17 protein-coding genes are annotated in these 16,050 nt (G+C 31.5%); all 17 read left to right on the forward strand.

All coding sequences use genetic code 11. The features are described from left to right. The first annotated feature begins 25 nt into the window (after positions 1 to 25). The 17 genes from lepA to ELQ04_RS01505 all read left to right on the forward strand — a co-directional run bounded on the left by lepA (position 26) and on the right by ELQ04_RS01505 (position 16,034). On the forward strand, positions 26 to 1,822 hold the full coding sequence (gene lepA, locus ELQ04_RS01425) for a translation elongation factor 4 (protein ID WP_002936583.1): 1,797 nt from the start codon (positions 26 to 28) through the stop codon (positions 1,820 to 1,822). 76 nt (positions 1,823 to 1,898) lie between these two features. After that, a complete protein-coding gene (gene mapA / locus ELQ04_RS01430; RefSeq protein WP_002936576.1) occupies positions 1,899 to 2,543 on the forward strand; it encodes an outer membrane lipoprotein MapA in 645 nt (214 codons plus the stop codon). Then, on the forward strand, positions 2,540 to 3,115 hold the full coding sequence (locus tag ELQ04_RS01435; protein ID WP_002877707.1) for a ComF family protein: 576 nt from the start codon (positions 2,540 to 2,542) through the stop codon (positions 3,113 to 3,115). Before mapA ends, ELQ04_RS01435 begins: the two co-directional genes overlap by 4 nt. A 40-nt stretch (positions 3,116 to 3,155) precedes the next feature. Next, positions 3,156 to 5,747, forward strand: a complete 2,592-nt coding sequence (gene gyrA / locus ELQ04_RS01440) for a DNA topoisomerase (ATP-hydrolyzing) subunit A (RefSeq protein WP_002936575.1) — start codon at positions 3,156 to 3,158, stop codon at positions 5,745 to 5,747. A gap of 63 nt (positions 5,748 to 5,810) precedes the next feature. Next, the gene (flgP, locus tag ELQ04_RS01445) at positions 5,811 to 6,326 is read left to right on the forward strand and encodes a flagellar assembly lipoprotein FlgP (RefSeq protein WP_002852972.1); all 516 of its coding nucleotides are present in this window, start codon (positions 5,811 to 5,813) and stop codon (positions 6,324 to 6,326) included. Beyond that, positions 6,302 to 6,751: a flagellar assembly protein FlgQ gene (gene flgQ / locus ELQ04_RS01450; protein ID WP_002853668.1), complete on the forward strand. Its 450-nt coding sequence runs from the start codon at positions 6,302 to 6,304 to the stop codon at positions 6,749 to 6,751. Before flgP ends, flgQ begins: the two co-directional genes overlap by 25 nt. Before the next feature lie 56 nt (positions 6,752 to 6,807). Continuing rightward, positions 6,808 to 8,109, forward strand: a complete 1,302-nt coding sequence (gene flgR, locus ELQ04_RS01455; RefSeq protein ID WP_002892246.1) for a fla regulon two-component system response regulator — start codon at positions 6,808 to 6,810, stop codon at positions 8,107 to 8,109. Beyond that, positions 8,109 to 9,140: an aspartate-semialdehyde dehydrogenase gene (locus ELQ04_RS01460; RefSeq protein WP_002866058.1), complete on the forward strand. Its 1,032-nt coding sequence runs from the start codon at positions 8,109 to 8,111 to the stop codon at positions 9,138 to 9,140. The genes flgR and ELQ04_RS01460 overlap by 1 nt, the downstream gene beginning before the upstream one ends. Before the next feature lie 8 nt (positions 9,141 to 9,148). Next, positions 9,149 to 9,655 (forward strand): YqhA family protein, encoded by a 507-nt coding sequence (locus tag ELQ04_RS01465; protein WP_002852919.1) that lies wholly within the window; start codon positions 9,149 to 9,151, stop codon positions 9,653 to 9,655. Positions 9,656 to 9,706: 51 nt separating this feature from the next. Next, a complete protein-coding gene (locus ELQ04_RS01470) occupies positions 9,707 to 9,898 on the forward strand; it encodes a mini-MOMP protein (RefSeq protein ID WP_002853004.1) in 192 nt (63 codons plus the stop codon). Between the two features lie 8 nt (positions 9,899 to 9,906). Beyond that, complete coding sequence (locus tag ELQ04_RS01475) at positions 9,907 to 10,341, forward strand: c-type cytochrome (protein WP_002936574.1); 435 nt, start codon at positions 9,907 to 9,909, stop codon at positions 10,339 to 10,341. A gap of 30 nt (positions 10,342 to 10,371) precedes the next feature. After that, positions 10,372 to 11,487 carry an ABC transporter substrate-binding protein gene (locus ELQ04_RS01480; RefSeq protein ID WP_002936573.1) on the forward strand — a complete coding sequence of 372 codons (1,116 nt, stop codon included), beginning with the start codon at positions 10,372 to 10,374 and terminating at the stop codon, positions 11,485 to 11,487. Positions 11,488 to 11,508: 21 nt separating this feature from the next. Continuing rightward, positions 11,509 to 12,618 carry an ABC transporter substrate-binding protein gene (locus ELQ04_RS01485; RefSeq protein ID WP_002936572.1) on the forward strand — a complete coding sequence of 370 codons (1,110 nt, stop codon included), beginning with the start codon at positions 11,509 to 11,511 and terminating at the stop codon, positions 12,616 to 12,618. A gap of 18 nt (positions 12,619 to 12,636) precedes the next feature. Next, positions 12,637 to 13,533, forward strand: a complete 897-nt coding sequence (locus ELQ04_RS01490) for a branched-chain amino acid ABC transporter permease (RefSeq protein WP_002936571.1) — start codon at positions 12,637 to 12,639, stop codon at positions 13,531 to 13,533. Beyond that, positions 13,533 to 14,585, forward strand: a complete 1,053-nt coding sequence (locus ELQ04_RS01495; protein WP_032595082.1) for a branched-chain amino acid ABC transporter permease — start codon at positions 13,533 to 13,535, stop codon at positions 14,583 to 14,585. Before ELQ04_RS01490 ends, ELQ04_RS01495 begins: the two co-directional genes overlap by 1 nt. Next, positions 14,582 to 15,352, forward strand: coding sequence for an ABC transporter ATP-binding protein (locus ELQ04_RS01500; RefSeq protein ID WP_002936564.1), 771 nt, complete (start codon positions 14,582 to 14,584; stop codon positions 15,350 to 15,352). The genes ELQ04_RS01495 and ELQ04_RS01500 overlap by 4 nt, the downstream gene beginning before the upstream one ends. Beyond that, positions 15,339 to 16,034, forward strand: a complete 696-nt coding sequence (locus ELQ04_RS01505) for an ABC transporter ATP-binding protein (RefSeq protein WP_044778076.1) — start codon at positions 15,339 to 15,341, stop codon at positions 16,032 to 16,034. Before ELQ04_RS01500 ends, ELQ04_RS01505 begins: the two co-directional genes overlap by 14 nt. The last annotated feature ends 16 nt before the right edge of the window (positions 16,035 to 16,050 follow it).

A 16,050-nucleotide genomic window follows, 5' to 3' on the forward strand; every position in this document is an offset into this window, starting at 1 on the left:
AAAATTTTATATTTAGGATGAAATTTTGTCGGTAAAAAATATTAGAAATTTTTCTATTATAGCTCATATAGATCATGGAAAATCTACTCTTGCAGATAGGATTATTAGCGAGTGTGGTGCTATTAGTGATAGGCAGATGAGTTCGCAAGTTATGGATACTATGGATATAGAAAAAGAGCGTGGTATCACCATAAAAGCACAATCAGTGCGTTTAAATTATAAATTTAATAATGAAAATTTTGTTTTAAATCTTATTGATACTCCTGGCCATGTGGATTTTTCTTATGAAGTGAGTCGTTCTTTGGCAAGTTGTGAAGGGGCTTTACTTGTAGTAGATGCTTCTCAAGGTGTTGAAGCACAGACCATAGCTAATGTTTATATAGCACTTGAAAATAATCTTGAAATCATTCCTGTAATTAATAAAATCGATTTACCTAATGCTGATGTTGAAAAAGTCAAGCATGAAATCGAGCATATTATAGGTATAGATTGTAAAGACGCAATTTGCGTGAGTGCGAAAACAGGAGTGGGTATAAAAGAGCTTATAGAAACAATTATTACTAAAGTTCCTGCGCCAAAAACAGATGATGAAGCTCCTACTAAGGCTTTAATTTATGATTCTTGGTTTGATAATTATTTGGGTGCTTTGGCTTTGGTTAGGATTTATGAAGGAAGTATTGCTAAAAATGATGAAGTTTTAGTGATGAGTACGGATAAAAAACATATAGTTCAAGATCTTTTTTATCCCCATCCTTTAAGCCCAATTAAAACTCAATCTTTACAATCAGGCGAAGTAGGCGTGGTGGTTTTAGGACTTAAAACCGTAGGCGATGTACAAGTAGGCGATACCATCACTTTAGTAAAAAATAAAGCTAAAGAAGCCATAGGCGGTTTTGAAAAAGCTAAAGCTTTTGTGTTTGCGGGACTTTACCCTATAGAAACGGATAAATTTGAAGATTTAAGAGATGCTTTGGATAAGCTAAAGCTTAACGATAGTTCTATTACCTATGAGCCTGAAACTTCTTTGGCTTTAGGCTTTGGTTTTAGGGTAGGGTTTTTAGGACTTTTACATATGGAAGTGATCAAAGAAAGACTTGAGAGAGAATTTAATCTTGATTTGATTGCTACAGCTCCAACTGTGACTTATGAAATTTATCAAACCGATGGAGAGCTTATTAAAATTCAAAATCCTAGCGAACTCCCTCCTGTTAATAAAATCGATCATATAAAAGAGCCTTATGTCAAAGCCACTATTATTACCCCAAGTGAATTTTTAGGAAATTTAATCACTCTTTTAAATCGCAAAAGAGGAGTGCAGGTTAAAATGGACTATATCACACCTGAGCGCGTTTTGCTAGAATATGATGTGCCTTTAAATGAGATTGTGATGGATTTTTATGATAAATTAAAGTCCTTAACAAAAGGCTATGCGAGTTTTGATTATGAGCCTATAGAATTTAGAGTAGGGGATTTGGTAAAACTTGATATTAAAGTGGCAGGTGAAAATGTTGATGCGCTAAGTATTATCGTGCCTAATGAAAAAGCGCAAAGTAAAGGAAGAGAACTTGTTAGTGCCATGAAAGAAATAGTTCCTAGACAGCTTTTTGAAGTAGCCATTCAAGCAAGTATTGGAAATAAAATCATCGCAAGAGAAACCGTTAAATCCATGGGCAAAAATGTGACAGCAAAATGTTATGGTGGGGATATTACTAGAAAAAGAAAGCTTTTAGAAAAGCAAAAAGAAGGTAAAAAAAGAATGAAAGCTATAGGTAAGGTAAATTTACCTCAAGAAGCTTTTTTAAGTGTTTTAAAGATAGATTGATGATAAATTTAAAACTTGGCTTGAAATTTGCTTGTATTTTTAATACAATTTTAAAATAATTTTCTAAGGAGAAAAAATGTTTAAAAAATTTTTGATTTTTATAGTGCCTATTTTATTTTTGAGTGCTTGTGCAACTAAACAAGATACTTTTGCTCAAGTTAATCAAATTTCTAAAAATTCTCAATGCAGTTCTTGTGAAAGTCCTGATGGCTTTGAAGCAAAGATTAAAGGGCTTTTATACATTAGTGATGTTGGAATTCAATGTTGTGCAAATAAACGCACTTTAGACACTGGTATTGCTTTAAAAAAGGTTTATTTACATAGATTTTATGATTTAAAAGAAGGGCAAAAAGTTTTAAATGCTAAAGGGAAAAAGTTATTTGTTGATGTGAATTTTAATGCGGTATTTTATACTTATTTAAAACAAGAACTTGAAGCTAGAGGAATAGTTGTGCTTGACAATAACGATCAAAATTCACCTTATGTGAGTAAGATTGATTTAGAATTTATATCTTATGGAGCAACTCAAGATACTGCAGGATTACATTCAAAACTAGTAGGAGTTTTACAAGTTAGCGATATAAACAAAAATAAGAAATTTACAATCCGCACCAAGCAAGATGTACAAGGTTTTGATGATCTAAAAGAAACAACTTTTTATACTCATTTGTTAATAAAACAAATGGCAAATAAAGCAGCTAGTTTAATCTCTGAACTTTGAGGTGTATAAATTGCGGAGCTTTTGCTCTGCTCTGCTTTTGTGATTTATGTGAGCTAGAGCTTTCTGAATTTTCCTTAAATGTAAGAAAGCTTGATAATAATTTCAAAGTCTATTCTTTTTATAAATACCATGAAATACAACACTTGCTTCACTCTAAACATTATTTTTATGGTTATTTTGTTTATAAAATGCTTGCTAAATTAAGTTTTGCAAAATTTAAAGATTTTTTTGATCCTAGAATGACAATTAATGTTATAGCCTTAGATGATAAGGTTGAAGATATGCTTTATTCGCATTCTGCTATTTTAGCTAGATATCTTAAAACAAAATTTGTAAAACCTGTTTTTAATGTTTTAAAAGCACAAAATCATATTAAATATTCTGGAAAAAGTTTAGAATTTCGTCAAAAACATAAAAGAAATTATAAACTCTTAAAAACCATTCAAGAACCTGTAATTTTGGTAGATGATATTGTAACGACTGGTTCTAGCCTTTTGGAAGCTAAAAAAGTTTTAGAAGAAAATAAAATTTCTGTACTTTTTGCTCTTGTTTTAGCTGATGCAAAAGTTTAATATGCTATAATCAAAACTTTGAACTAATAGAAGGATTTTTATGGAGAATATTTTTAGCAAAGATTCTGATATTGAACTTGTAGATATAGAAAATTCTATAAAAAGTAGTTATTTAGACTATTCTATGAGTGTTATTATAGGTCGTGCTTTGCCTGACGCAAGAGATGGTTTAAAGCCTGTTCATAGAAGAATTTTATATGCTATGCAAAATGATGAGGCAAAAAGTAGAACAGATTTTGTCAAATCAGCCCGTATAGTGGGTGCTGTTATAGGTCGTTATCACCCACATGGAGATACAGCAGTTTATGATGCTTTGGTTAGAATGGCTCAAGATTTTTCTATGAGATATCCAAGTATTACAGGACAAGGCAACTTTGGATCTATAGATGGTGATAGCGCCGCTGCGATGCGTTATACTGAAGCAAAAATGAGTAAACTTTCTCATGAACTTTTAAAAGATATAGATAAAGATACGGTCGATTTTGTTCCAAATTATGATGGTTCAGAAAGCGAACCTGATGTTTTACCTTCTAGGGTTCCAAATTTATTATTAAATGGTTCAAGTGGTATAGCTGTAGGTATGGCGACAAACATCCCACCCCATAGTTTAAATGAGTTGATAGATGGACTTTTATATTTGCTTGATAATAAAGATGCAAGCTTGGAAGAGATTATGCAGTTTATTAAAGGTCCAGATTTTCCAACAGGTGGAATAATTTATGGTAAAAAAGGCATTATAGAAGCTTATCGCACAGGGCGTGGTCGTGTGAAAGTGCGAGCTAAAACTCATATTGAAAAAAAGACAAATAAAGATGTTATTGTTATAGATGAGCTTCCTTATCAAACCAATAAAGCTAGGCTTATAGAGCAGATTGCAGAGCTTGTTAAAGAAAAGCAAATTGAAGGAATATCTGAAGTAAGAGATGAGAGTAATAAAGAAGGAATCCGCGTTGTTATAGAGCTTAAGCGTGAAACTATGAGTGAAATTGTTTTAAATAATCTATTTAAATCTACCACTATGGAAAGTACTTTTGGTGTGATTATGTTGGCAATTCACAATAAAGAACCTAAAATTTTCTCTTTGTTAGAACTTTTAAATCTTTTCTTAACCCATAGAAAAACAGTTATTATTAGAAGAACGATTTTTGAACTTCAAAAGGCAAGAGCAAGAGCTCATATTTTAGAAGGTCTTAAAATTGCACTTGATAATATAGATGAAGTGATTGCTTTAATTAAAAATAGTTCTGATAATAATACCGCAAGAGATTCTTTGGTAGCTAAATTTGGTCTTAGTGAGCTTCAAGCCAATGCTATTTTAGATATGAAACTAGGTCGTTTAACAGGACTTGAAAGAGAAAAAATCGAAAATGAACTTGCAGAATTAATGAAAGAAATTGCAAGACTTGAAGAAATTTTAAAAAGTGAAACCTTGCTTGAAAATTTAATTCGTGACGAGCTAAAAGAAATTAGAAGCAAATTTGATGTGCCACGTATTACTCAAATTGAAGATGATTATGATGATATTGATATTGAAGATTTGATTCCTAATGAAAATATGGTTGTAACTATCACACATCGTGGTTATATTAAGCGTGTGCCTAGTAAACAATATGAAAAGCAAAAACGAGGCGGAAAAGGAAAATTAGCCGTTACGACTTATGATGATGATTTTATAGAAAGTTTCTTTACGGCAAATACACATGATACGCTTATGTTTGTAACAGATCGTGGACAGCTTTATTGGCTTAAAGTTTATAAAATTCCTGAAGGCTCAAGAACGGCTAAAGGAAAAGCAGTGGTAAATCTTATCAATTTACAAGCTGAAGAAAAAATCATGGCTATTATTCCAACCACGGATTTTGATGAGAGTAAATCTTTATGTTTCTTTACTAAAAATGGTATTGTAAAGCGTACAAATTTGAGTGAATATCAAAATATCAGAAGTGTAGGAGTTAGAGCGATTAACCTAGATGAAAATGATGAGTTGGTAACTGCTATTATTGTTCAAAGAGATGAAGATGAAATTTTTGTCAGTGGTGGTGAAGAAAATTTAGAAAATCAAGAAATTGAAAATTTAGATGATGAAAATCTTGAAAATGAAGAAAGTGTAAGCACACAAGGTAAAATGCTCTTTGCAGTAACCAAAAAAGGTATGTGTATCAAATTCCCACTTGCTAAAGTACGTGAAATCGGTCGTGTAAGTCGTGGGGTGACGGCTATTAAGTTTAAAGAGAAAAATGACGAATTAGTAGGTGCAGTTGTTATAGAAAATGATGAGCAAGAAATTTTAAGCATAAGTGCAAAAGGTATAGGAAAACGCACCAATGCTGGAGAATATAGATTGCAAAGCAGAGGTGGTAAGGGTGTAATTTGTATGAAACTTACAGAAAAAACCAAAGATCTTATTAGCGTAGTTATAGTAGATGAAACTATGGATTTGATGGCTCTTGCAAGTTCAGGCAAGATGATACGTGTTGATATGCAAAGCATTAGAAAAGCAGGGCGTAATACAAGTGGCGTCATCGTGGTTAATGTGGAAAATGACGAGGTGGTTAGCATCGCTAAGTGTCCTAAAGAGGAAAATGACGAGGATGAGTTAAGCGATGAAAACTTTGGTTTAGATTTGCAATAAGTTTAAAGTTGGAACGCTTATTGCTTTTTATTTTACTAATTACAATATTTTGAAGGTGTAAAAATGAAAAAAATTTATTTTATGCTAGCAATAGCAGGAATTTTCGCTGGTTGTGTACCAAGTGCAAACAGTGCAACTAAAAATTCAAGTGCAAATAGCACTGCTCCATCTCAAGATGTTATCGTGCAAAAAGTGGATAAAGATGATGTGCGTGATATTATCAGAGAAGAAAAAATGTTGGCTCCAGATGCTAGCGAAACGGAACTTAGTTTTACAGCAGTTGGTGAAGGAATTGCTCCAATGAATACAGTTTCTACTGCTCAAGCCCTAGCTTTAGCAAAAAGAGCAGCGATTACAGATGCTTACAGACAGCTTGCAAGTAAGCTTTATGGTGTGAAAGTGAATGGTAAAGACACTGTAAAAGATGCAATGCTTAGAAGTTCAACTATTACTGCGCAAGTAAATGGTTTGATAAAAAATGCAAGTATTATTGATGAGAATTTTAATCAAGGGCTTTATAGAGTAAACTTAGAACTTAAAATCGATGCAGACAAGTGGAAAGAATTGTTTGCTTATTAATTTTTCTTAGCTTTAAGCTTTTTGCCCAAGATGAATTTATTTTTTGGGCAGAGCTTTCTAGTAAAAATTTCATTCTCTTTCATCAAAATCAAAATTTATCCTTAGCAATGACGCAAAGTGAAAATGTTGAAGAACAATGGGTATGTGAAATTTCTTATAGTGATCAAGATTTAAAAGTTTTACCTCGAACTTCTTTAGGATTAATTGATGATAATATGCCAAAAACAATTAAATTTAATTTTTTAAATTCTCATAAAGATGAGCTAAGTGATTGCTTTATAGGAGCTAAAATCAGTGTTAAGGATATTGTTAATACCGACTTATTACGTGCTCAAAGTGAAACTTATATTAAAATTTTACCCTTGCGTTTTACCGTGGAATTTGGCGAACAAAATGCGATAATTTATTATCTTAAAAAAAAGTAAATTCAAAATTAAGCGCAAATTGGATACTATAGCAGAAATTTTTTAAAAGGCTTAGGATGAATTTAGTCATAGTAGAAGATGATATTAATATGCGCAAATCCTTAGAAATTGCATTAGCAGAGTATGAAGAATTTAATATTAAATCTTATAAATCTGCTACTGAAGCTTTAAAAAAAATAGATGAGAATACAGATTTGATTATTACAGATATTAATATGCCAGGAATTGATGGCATAGAATTTGTTAAAGCCTGTGAAAATAAATATGATTTTATTATTATGACAGGAAATGCTACTTTAAGTCGTGCTATAGAAGCGGTTCGTTTGGGAGTAAAAGATTTTTTAACCAAGCCTTTTGATGTTGATACTTTAGTCGAGGCTATTAAGCGTGCTAAAATCATAAGAGAAAAAACAGCCGATAAAAAAAGCAAAAAAAATGAAAAAAAAGAAGAAAATAAAGATTTTTTTTCAACTTCTCCTAATTTAGAAAAAACATTAAATTTAAGTCAAAAAGCGGCTAAAACTGATGCCTCTGTAATGTTTTTTGGAGAAAGTGGAGTAGGAAAAGAGGTATTTTCTCGTTATATTCACACCCATTCTAAACGCTCTAATAAGCCTTTTGTTGCTATTAATATGGCAGCCATTCCTGCAAATTTGATTGAAAGTGAGCTTTTTGGTTTTGAAAAAGGTGCTTTTACCGATGCTAATGCAACTAAAATAGGGCTTTTTGAAATGGCTAATGAGGGTACTTTGTTTTTAGATGAAATTGGCGAAATGCCTTATGAAATTCAAGCCAAACTTTTAAGAGCTTTGCAAGAAAAAGAAATTACGCGACTTGGAAGTACGAAAAGCATCAAAATAGATGTAAGAATTATCAGTGCAACTAATGCAAATTTAGATGAAAAAATAAAAAATGGCGAATTTCGTTCAGATTTATATTATCGTTTAAACACTGTTCCTATTAATATCCCGCCTTTAAGAGAGCGCAAAGAAGAAATTTTAGGTATAGCTCAAAAGGTTTTAGAAGATACTTGTAAAGAATATGATTTTAAGGAAAAACAGCTCAGCCAAGAAGCTAAAAATGCTTTACTTGAATATGATTTTCCTGGTAATATTAGAGAATTAATATCCGTTGTACAAAGAGCTTGTATTTTAAGTGAAAATGATGAAATTTCAAGTGAAGATTTGTTCTTAGAAGCTAGAAGTATAAAAAAAGATGTAAAGAATTTAGAGAAAGAATTGATTTGTGAAGTTCTTTTAAGTGTAGATTATGACAAGGATCAAGCTTCTCAAATTTTAGGTATGGATATAAAAATTTTAAATGAAAAAATTAAAAAATATCAAATAAAGGATAGGTAATGTCAAAAAAACAAAAAATAGCCATTGTGGGTGCTACTGGTGCGGTTGGGGAAGAGCTTTTAAATGTTTTAGATGAACTTGATTTTCCAGTGGAAAGTATTTTACCTTTAGCAAGTGCAAAAAGTGTAGGTAGTGAAGTAGAATTTAAAGGCAAAGCTTATAAAGTCAAAGAACTTACTGAAAATGTATTTAAAGAAAATCCTATTGATATTGCTTTTTTTAGCGCAGGTGGAAGTGTGAGTGAAAAATATGCTAAATTTGCAGTAGAATCGGGTGCAGTTGTAATTGATAATACAAGTCATTTTAGAATGGAAAAAGATGTTCCTTTGGTGGTTCCTGAATGCAATCCTGAGGATATTAAAGATTGGAAAAAAACAGGGATTATTGCAAATCCAAATTGTTCTACTATACAAATGGTACAAGTTTTAAAACCTTTAAATGATGCATTTAATTTAAAGCGTGTTGATGTAAGTACCTATCAGGCTGCAAGTGGAGCAGGAAAAGAAGGAATGCAAGAATTGGTTGAAGCCATGCAAAGTTTTTTTGCTTTTAAACTTGATGAATTTGAACCTCAAACTTTTCCTTATACTTTAGCACTTAATCTTATTCCACAAATTGATGTTTTTATGGATAATGATTACACTAAAGAAGAACTTAAAATGGTCAATGAAACTCAAAAAATTTTACATAAAAATTTAGAAGTTTCAGCAACTTGTGTAAGAGTGCCTGTTTTAAGAAGTCATAGCGAAGCCATTACTATGCATTTTGAAAAAGAAATAGATGTAAAAAAAGCTAAAGAAATTTTAGAAAAAGCACCAAGTGTTGTTGTCATAGATGATCCTAAAAATAAAAAATACCCTATGCCTTTAATGACTAGCGATACTAATGAAACTTATGTAGGAAGAATTCGTGCTGATGTGTATGATAAAAAAATACTCCATCTTTGGTGTGTGGCAGATCAAATTCGTGTAGGTGCTGCAACAAATGCTGTGCGTATTGCGCAAAAATGGTTAGAATTAAAAAATAAATAAGGAAAAAAATGTTAGAGAAAATATTTGAATCTTTACTTGTTAGAAGTCGTATTGTTACAATTTTACCCGTAATTTTTGGTTTAATTGGAGCTTTTGTATTGTTTTTTATTGCAAGTTATGATGTTTTAAAAGTTATATTTTATACTTATAATTATTTTTTTGATGCAGGTTCTAATGTGGATTTGCATGAGGATGTGGTGGCTTTAATTATAGGAGCTGTTGATCTTTATCTTATGGCTTTAGTTTTGTTTATTTTTTCTTTTGGAGTTTATGAGCTTTTTATAAGTGAAATAGAAGAATTTAAACAAACAAAACAAAGCAAAGTTTTAGAAGTGCATAGCTTAGATCAATTAAAAGACAAGCTTGCAAAAGTTATTATTATGGTTTTAGTGGTAAATTTCTTTCAAAGGGTTTTGCAGATGAAATTTGCTACTCCTGTGGATATGGCTTTTCTTGCTGGATCGATTTTAGCTCTTTGTGTAGGACTTTATTTTTTACATAAAGGTGGTCATTAACAAGGATTATCTTTTTTTGATATAATCGTTTTTTGTGTTTAAAGAATAAAAATGAAAAAAATATTTTTAATTGGTATGATTTTAAATCATTTTGTTTTTGCAGCTCCGTTAGATGAAGTCTTTAAAGATATAGAAGTTTCAGGGACTGTTCGTTATCGCTATGATATTAAAAAAGAAAAAAAATACAACAAAAAAACACATAGATATCAAAATAAAACACAAACGGAAATTACAATAAAATAAGGAAAATCATGATTGTACGATGGTTGTTTATTAGTTCAATATTTGTTGTTGCGCTTTTTGGTATTAACTTGAAATCATTTTTTACTTATACCTTTGATGCAAATAAGCAATATGATATGGAAAAAGCGAAGGCTTTGTATTTTCAAAATAAATGCAATACTTGCCATGGAGATAATGCTGAAAAGAGTGTTATAGGATCTAGAATTTTAAAAGATATGTCTCCTGAGGATATTAAAGGAGCTTTGATAGGTTATACTCTTGATAGTAGCAGTTCTACAACAGCTTCTCAAATGGCTTTTTATGCTAGAAATTTAAGCCACGAGGATATAGATAATATTATTGCTTATATTAAAGGTGGAAATTTTGCGCTTGATTTGCAAGTAAAAGATCTTCTTGAAGAAGAACCTGCGCAAAAAACAAAACATAATATATTTCTAAAATAAAATGTAAAAACTATAATTAAAAGGAATGCTATGAAAAAACTAACTTTAACTTTAAGTGTTTTAACTATGGTAAATTGCTTATATGCTAAGGATATTAATATAGGAGTAGTTTTACCTTTAACTGGAACTGTGGCAGCTTATGGGCAAGATGTTTTTAACGGAATTGAACTGGCTAATAAGCTACAGCCAAAACTTTCAAATGGAGATGTTATTAAACTTATCACAATAGATACAAAAGGAGATAAGCTTGAAACTTCAAACGGAGTTAATCGTTTAATAGCAACAGATAAAGTCCTTGGGATTATTGGTGAAGCTACAACTCCAAATACCATTCAAGCTATTTCTATAGCAGAAGAGAAAAAAATTCCTCTAATAGCTCCAGTGGCATCTGGAGATAAATTGCTAGATAAAAAGAAATATGCAAGTAGAGTTTGTTTTAAAGACAGTTTTCAAGGAGATAAATTTGCTACTTATGTATCTAAGGATTTAGGGCTTAAAAATGCTGTTATCATCATAGATCAAAGCAATGTTTATTCTTTAGGTTTGGCAAGAGCTTTTGAAAATTCTTTTAAGAATAATGGTGGGAAAATTATAAAAAAACTTGTTATTAATTCAGGAGATAAAGATTTTAGAGCTCTGGTTTCTCAACTTAAGAGTTTAAATCCTGATTTTGTTTATATGCCTATTTATCATCCTGAAGCTGCTTTAATTGCGAGACAAGCAAGACAAATTGGTTTTGATAAACTTTTAGCAGCAGGAGATGGTGTTAATAATCAAACTTTTATAGATCTTGGCGGAAGTGCTGTTAATGGAGTAATTTTCACTGATAGTTTTGATTATAACAATCCATCTACACAATTAGGAAAAGATTTTGTTGCAGCTTATGAGAAAGTTAAAGGAACAAAAGAACTTCCAGCATTTTCGGCTATGGGGGCTGATGCGTATTTTGTAATGTTGAATGCTATGAATGCTTGCGTTGATAATCTTAGCAGCGAATGTATTAATAGCAAAATTCATCAAACTAAAGATTTTCAAGCTGTTGGTGGTGTGATTAGCATAGATGAAAGCGGTAATGCTATTCGTTCTGTTGTGATTAAAGAAATTCAAAATCAAAAACAAAATTATAAAACAATTATAAATCCATAATTACTAAAATAAAGGTAGAGAATGAAAAAAAGTTTAATTTTAGCAAGTATTCTAAGTTTAAGTTTAAGTGCTGCGGAAGTCAAAATAGGAGTTGTTTTACCACTTAGCGGAGCTACTGCAGCATATGGACAAAGTGCACTAGAAGGGATTAAACTTGCAAATTCAATGCAATCAACTTTAAGTAATGGAGATAAGGTTTCTCTTGCTATTGTTGATACTAAAGGTGATAAATTAGAATCTTCGAGTGGAGCAAATCGTTTAGTTTCTCAAGATAAAGTTATAGGTCTTATAGGGGAAATGGTTACTGCTAATACATTGCAAGTTATGCGCGTAGCAGAAGATAATAAAATTCCATTGATCGCTCCTGCTGCAACTGGTGATAGATTGCTTGATAAAAAAATATATTCTTCTCGAGTATGTTTTATGGACAGTTTTCAAGGTTCATCTTTAGCAAAATATGTTTTTTCAAAACTTAATTACAAAAGTGCTGTTATTGTAGTAGATCAAAGCACTGACTATTCCTTAGGTTTAGCAAAAGCTTTTGAAAAACAGTACAAGTCTAATGGCGGTCAAATTCTTAGAATTTTAAGAGTTAATTCAGGTGATAAAGATTTTAGAGCTATTGTAGCTCAAGTTAAAAGTTTAAATCCAGAATTTATTTTTTTACCGCTTTATTATAGCGAAGCTTCTTTATTTGCAAGACAATCAAAACTCGCAGGTTTAAATATTCCTATGGGTTCTGCAGATGGAGTTGCTGATCAAACTTTTATTAGTTTAGCTGGAGATGCAAGCGAGGGTTATATTTTCACAGATAGTTTTGATGCTAATAATCCAACTACAAAATTAAGCAAAGAATTTATCAGTGTTTATGAAAAAGCTAAAGGAACAAAAGAAGTTCCAAATTTTTCAGCTATGGGTGCTGATGCGTATTTTGTAATGCTAAATGCTATGAATGCTTGCGTTGAAAATCTTACTAGTAAGTGTGTCAATGAAAAAATTCACCAAACTAAAAATTATCAAGGTGTTTCTGGTGTTATCAGTATTGATCAAACAGGAAATGCAACTCGTTCTGTAGTAGTTAAAGAAATTAAAAATCAAAAGCAAAATTATAAAGATATTATCAATCCTTAAAGGAAAAATAGAAAGATTATGGATTCTACTTTATTTTTACAACAACTTGTTAATGGACTTAGTTTGGGCAGTATGTATGCCCTTATTGCTGTTGGCTATACTATGGTTTATGGCGTGTTAAGACTTATTAATTTTGCTCACGGCGATATTATGATGGTTGGTGCTTATGCAGCTCTTTTTTGCATGACTAATCTAAATGTTCCTTTTCTAGGAGCTTTGTCTTTGGCAATGATTTTTGCTGCTTGTGTTGGAATAGCTACAGATAGAATCGCTTATAAACCTTTAAGACAGGCTCCTAGAATTTCATTGTTGATTACAGCAATTGGTATTAGTTTTTTCTTGCAAAATCTTTTTAATATGCTTTTTACTTCAACACCTAGAACTTTTACACCGCCAAGTTATTTTGAGGAAAGTGTTAATTTTGGCGGAGTGATAACAACTTATGGTTCTTTAATGGTTCCTGCTCTTACATTTGTTATTTTAATAGCAGTGTTATGTATTTTATATAAAAGCAAATATGGTATAGCTATTCGTGCTTTGGCATTTGATATACAAACGGTAAATTTAATGGGTATAGATGCAAATCGTATTATTGCTATAGTTTTTGCCCTAGGTTCAGCTTTGGCAGCAGTTGGGGGCGTTTTTTGGGCTGCAAATTATTACTCTGTTGAACCTACTATGGGAACTTTAATAGGTTTGAAAGCTTTTGCTGCTGCAGTTTTAGGAGGTATAGGTTCTGTAGTAGGTGCAGTTTTGGGTGGACTTATTATAGGATTTACTGAAGTTGTTGTTGTGGCTTTTTTTCCAGATTTATCAGGCTTTAAAGATGCATTTGCTTTTATTTTTTTGGTGTTTATATTGTTATTTAGACCTACGGGAATTTTAGGTATAAATTTTGAAAAGAGTAGGTTTTGATGATGGTTAGAATTAAGGTTTCACATTTAATCTTTTTAATTGCTTCAATTGTTTTTATTTTCGTTTCTCCTTATATTTTTGGGGACTATGGATTAAACATTGTTAATCAAATTGCTATTTTTATTATTTTGGCTGTGAGTTACAACCTTATTAATGGTGTAACTGGACAATTTTCACTAGAACCCAATGGATTTGTTGCAATTGGAGCTTATGCGGCTGCTTTAGTTCTTTTAAGTGCTGATGCGAAAAATGATCAGTTTTTTTTAGATGGTCCTAGTTCTTTTATTTTAGCCATCCATTCAAATTCCTTTATTCTAGCTTTAATTGTGGCTGGAATTTGTTCATCTTTACTTGCTCTGATTTTGGCTTTTGCTGTATTTCGCGTGAGAGGGGATTATTTGGCTATTGTAACTTTAGGCTTTGGAATAATTATTAAAATAGCTGCTATTAATTTTCCTTCTATTACTAATGGCTCAAGAGGACTGGTAGATATTCCACAATTTTCCACGATTTATTGGACAGGTGGTATTGCTATTGTAGCGGTTATTTTAATTTTAAATATAGTTTATTCTAAATATGGTCGTGCAATGAAGGCTATAAGAGATGATGAAGATGCTGCAAGTGCTATGGGAATAAATACTTTTTGGATAAAAACTTTAGCTTTTAGCACTTCAGCATTTTTAGAAGGTGTAGGTGGCGGACTTTTAGCTTGTCTATTGACTACCGTATCTCCAACTCAATTTGATTTTTTACTTACTTTTCAGCTTTTGATTATTATTGTTTTAGGTGGACTTGGTTCTACTACAGGTGCTATTATAGGTGCGATATTGGTTATTGGTGGAAGCGAGTGGCTTAGATTTTTAGATGAGTTAAATATAAAAATAGATTCTTTAAATCTTGATATCCAATCAACGCCAGGGCTTAGAATGGTTGTTTTTTCTATTGTTCTGATTTTAGTAATGCTTTTTGCAAGAAAAGGCATAATGGGTTATTATGAGTTGAGTGATGCGATTAGAGGGATTAAAAAGCGTTTTAAAAGGAGTGAAAAATGATTTTGGAATTAAAACAAATTTCAAAAAGTTTTGGTAGTGTTAAGGCTATTAATGAAACTTCTTTTAAAATCAATGAGGGTGAAATTTTTGCTTTAATTGGACCTAATGGGGCTGGTAAAACAACTCTTTTTAATATTATAACAGGCAACTATAAACCTAGTTCAGGTTCGGTTGAATTTCTAGGAGAAAGAATTGACCACTTAAAACCTCATAAGATTGTGCATTTAGGAATAGCTAGAACATTTCAAAATATTAGGCTTTTTTCAAGCATGAATGTGCTTGAAAATGTTCTTATTGGTTTTAATAAACAAATGAAATATAATATTTTTGAAGCCTTTTTGCATTTAGGGCGTTTTGGAAAAATAGAACAAGTATTTAAAGAGAAGGCTTATGCAATATTAGAAGAACTTGGTATTGCAGAATTTGCCTATGAAAAGGCTACTGGCTTGAGTTATGGACAACAAAGAAAAGTTGAGATTGCAAGAGCAATGGCTACTCAGCCAAGATTATTATTGCTTGATGAGCCAGCCGCTGGGATGAATAGCTCTGAGAGTGATGAACTTGCTGAGCTCATTTTTAAATTACGAAAAGATTATAAAATTAGCGTTTTGTTTATAGAGCATGATATGAAATTTGTAAATAAATTGTGCGATCGCGTATTGGTACTTGATTATGGAAAAACAATTTTTGAAGGTAAACTTTGCGATGCTGTAAATCATAAAGAAGTAATTGCTGCGTATTTAGGGGATTTTGATGCTAATAGTTAAAGATTTGCATGTTTATTATGGATTAATTGAAGCTGTTAAAGGGATTGATTTTAAAGTGGAAACAGGCCATATTGTTTCTCTTATAGGTTCAAATGGAGCAGGTAAAACTTCAACTTTAAATGCGCTTTTAAACTCAGTTAAAAGAATTGGTGAGGTTAATTTCTTAGGTTATGATACTAAAAGGCATTTAACTCATACTTTAGTTCAAAAAGGTATAGCTTTAGTTCCTGAAGGAAGGCGTGTTTTTATTAATTTAAGCGTAGAGGAAAATTTAAAAATAGGTGCTTTTAATAATGCTGAAAATTATGAGCATTTAAGAGAGCAAATGTATAAACTTTTTCCAAGACTTGCAAGTAAAAAGCATGCTTTAGCTGGAACATTGAGTGGAGGGGAAGCGCAAATGCTTGCGATTTCAAGGGCTTTAATGAGTGAGCCAAAACTTTTGATGTTGGATGAGCCTTCTTTGGGACTTGCTCCAAAGATTGTGGGTGAAGTTTTTGATATTATTGTGCGTTTAAAAGAAGAGGGTATAACTATTCTTTTGGTAGAGCAAAATGCTTACTCTGCATTAAAAATAAGTGATTATGCTTATGTTTTGGAAAATGGTCGCATTGTAATGGAAAACGAGGCTAAAAATTTAATAGGTGATGATGAGATTAGAAAGAAATATTTAGGGCTTTAAAATTTAAAGGAAAAAG

The sequence above is a fragment of the Campylobacter sp. CH278 genome (assembly GCF_004378845.1).
Lineage (GTDB): Bacteria > Campylobacterota > Campylobacteria > Campylobacterales > Campylobacteraceae > Campylobacter_D > Campylobacter_D jejuni.

What these genes read in the sequence shown, in the direction of transcription:
- ELQ04_RS01485 (WP_002936572.1), top strand. Translation starts at nt 11,509, where the DNA reads ATGAAAAAAAGTTTAATTTTAGCAAGTATTCTAAGTTTAAGTTTAAGT.
- ELQ04_RS01475 (WP_002936574.1), top strand. Translation starts at nt 9,907, where the DNA reads ATGATTGTACGATGGTTGTTTATTAGTTCAATATTTGTTGTTGCGCTT.
- ELQ04_RS01480 (WP_002936573.1), top strand. Translation starts at nt 10,372, where the DNA reads ATGAAAAAACTAACTTTAACTTTAAGTGTTTTAACTATGGTAAATTGC.
- gyrA (WP_002936575.1), top strand. Translation starts at nt 3,156, where the DNA reads ATGGAGAATATTTTTAGCAAAGATTCTGATATTGAACTTGTAGATATA.
- ELQ04_RS01495 (WP_032595082.1), top strand. Translation starts at nt 13,533, where the DNA reads ATGATGGTTAGAATTAAGGTTTCACATTTAATCTTTTTAATTGCTTCA.
- ELQ04_RS01470 (WP_002853004.1), top strand. Translation starts at nt 9,707, where the DNA reads ATGAAAAAAATATTTTTAATTGGTATGATTTTAAATCATTTTGTTTTT.
- mapA (WP_002936576.1), top strand. Translation starts at nt 1,899, where the DNA reads ATGTTTAAAAAATTTTTGATTTTTATAGTGCCTATTTTATTTTTGAGT.
- ELQ04_RS01500 (WP_002936564.1), top strand. Translation starts at nt 14,582, where the DNA reads ATGATTTTGGAATTAAAACAAATTTCAAAAAGTTTTGGTAGTGTTAAG.
- ELQ04_RS01460 (WP_002866058.1), top strand. Translation starts at nt 8,109, where the DNA reads ATGTCAAAAAAACAAAAAATAGCCATTGTGGGTGCTACTGGTGCGGTT.
- ELQ04_RS01505 (WP_044778076.1), top strand. Translation starts at nt 15,339, where the DNA reads ATGCTAATAGTTAAAGATTTGCATGTTTATTATGGATTAATTGAAGCT.
- flgP (WP_002852972.1), top strand. Translation starts at nt 5,811, where the DNA reads ATGAAAAAAATTTATTTTATGCTAGCAATAGCAGGAATTTTCGCTGGT.
- ELQ04_RS01465 (WP_002852919.1), top strand. Translation starts at nt 9,149, where the DNA reads ATGTTAGAGAAAATATTTGAATCTTTACTTGTTAGAAGTCGTATTGTT.
- flgR (WP_002892246.1), top strand. Translation starts at nt 6,808, where the DNA reads ATGAATTTAGTCATAGTAGAAGATGATATTAATATGCGCAAATCCTTA.
- ELQ04_RS01490 (WP_002936571.1), top strand. Translation starts at nt 12,637, where the DNA reads ATGGATTCTACTTTATTTTTACAACAACTTGTTAATGGACTTAGTTTG.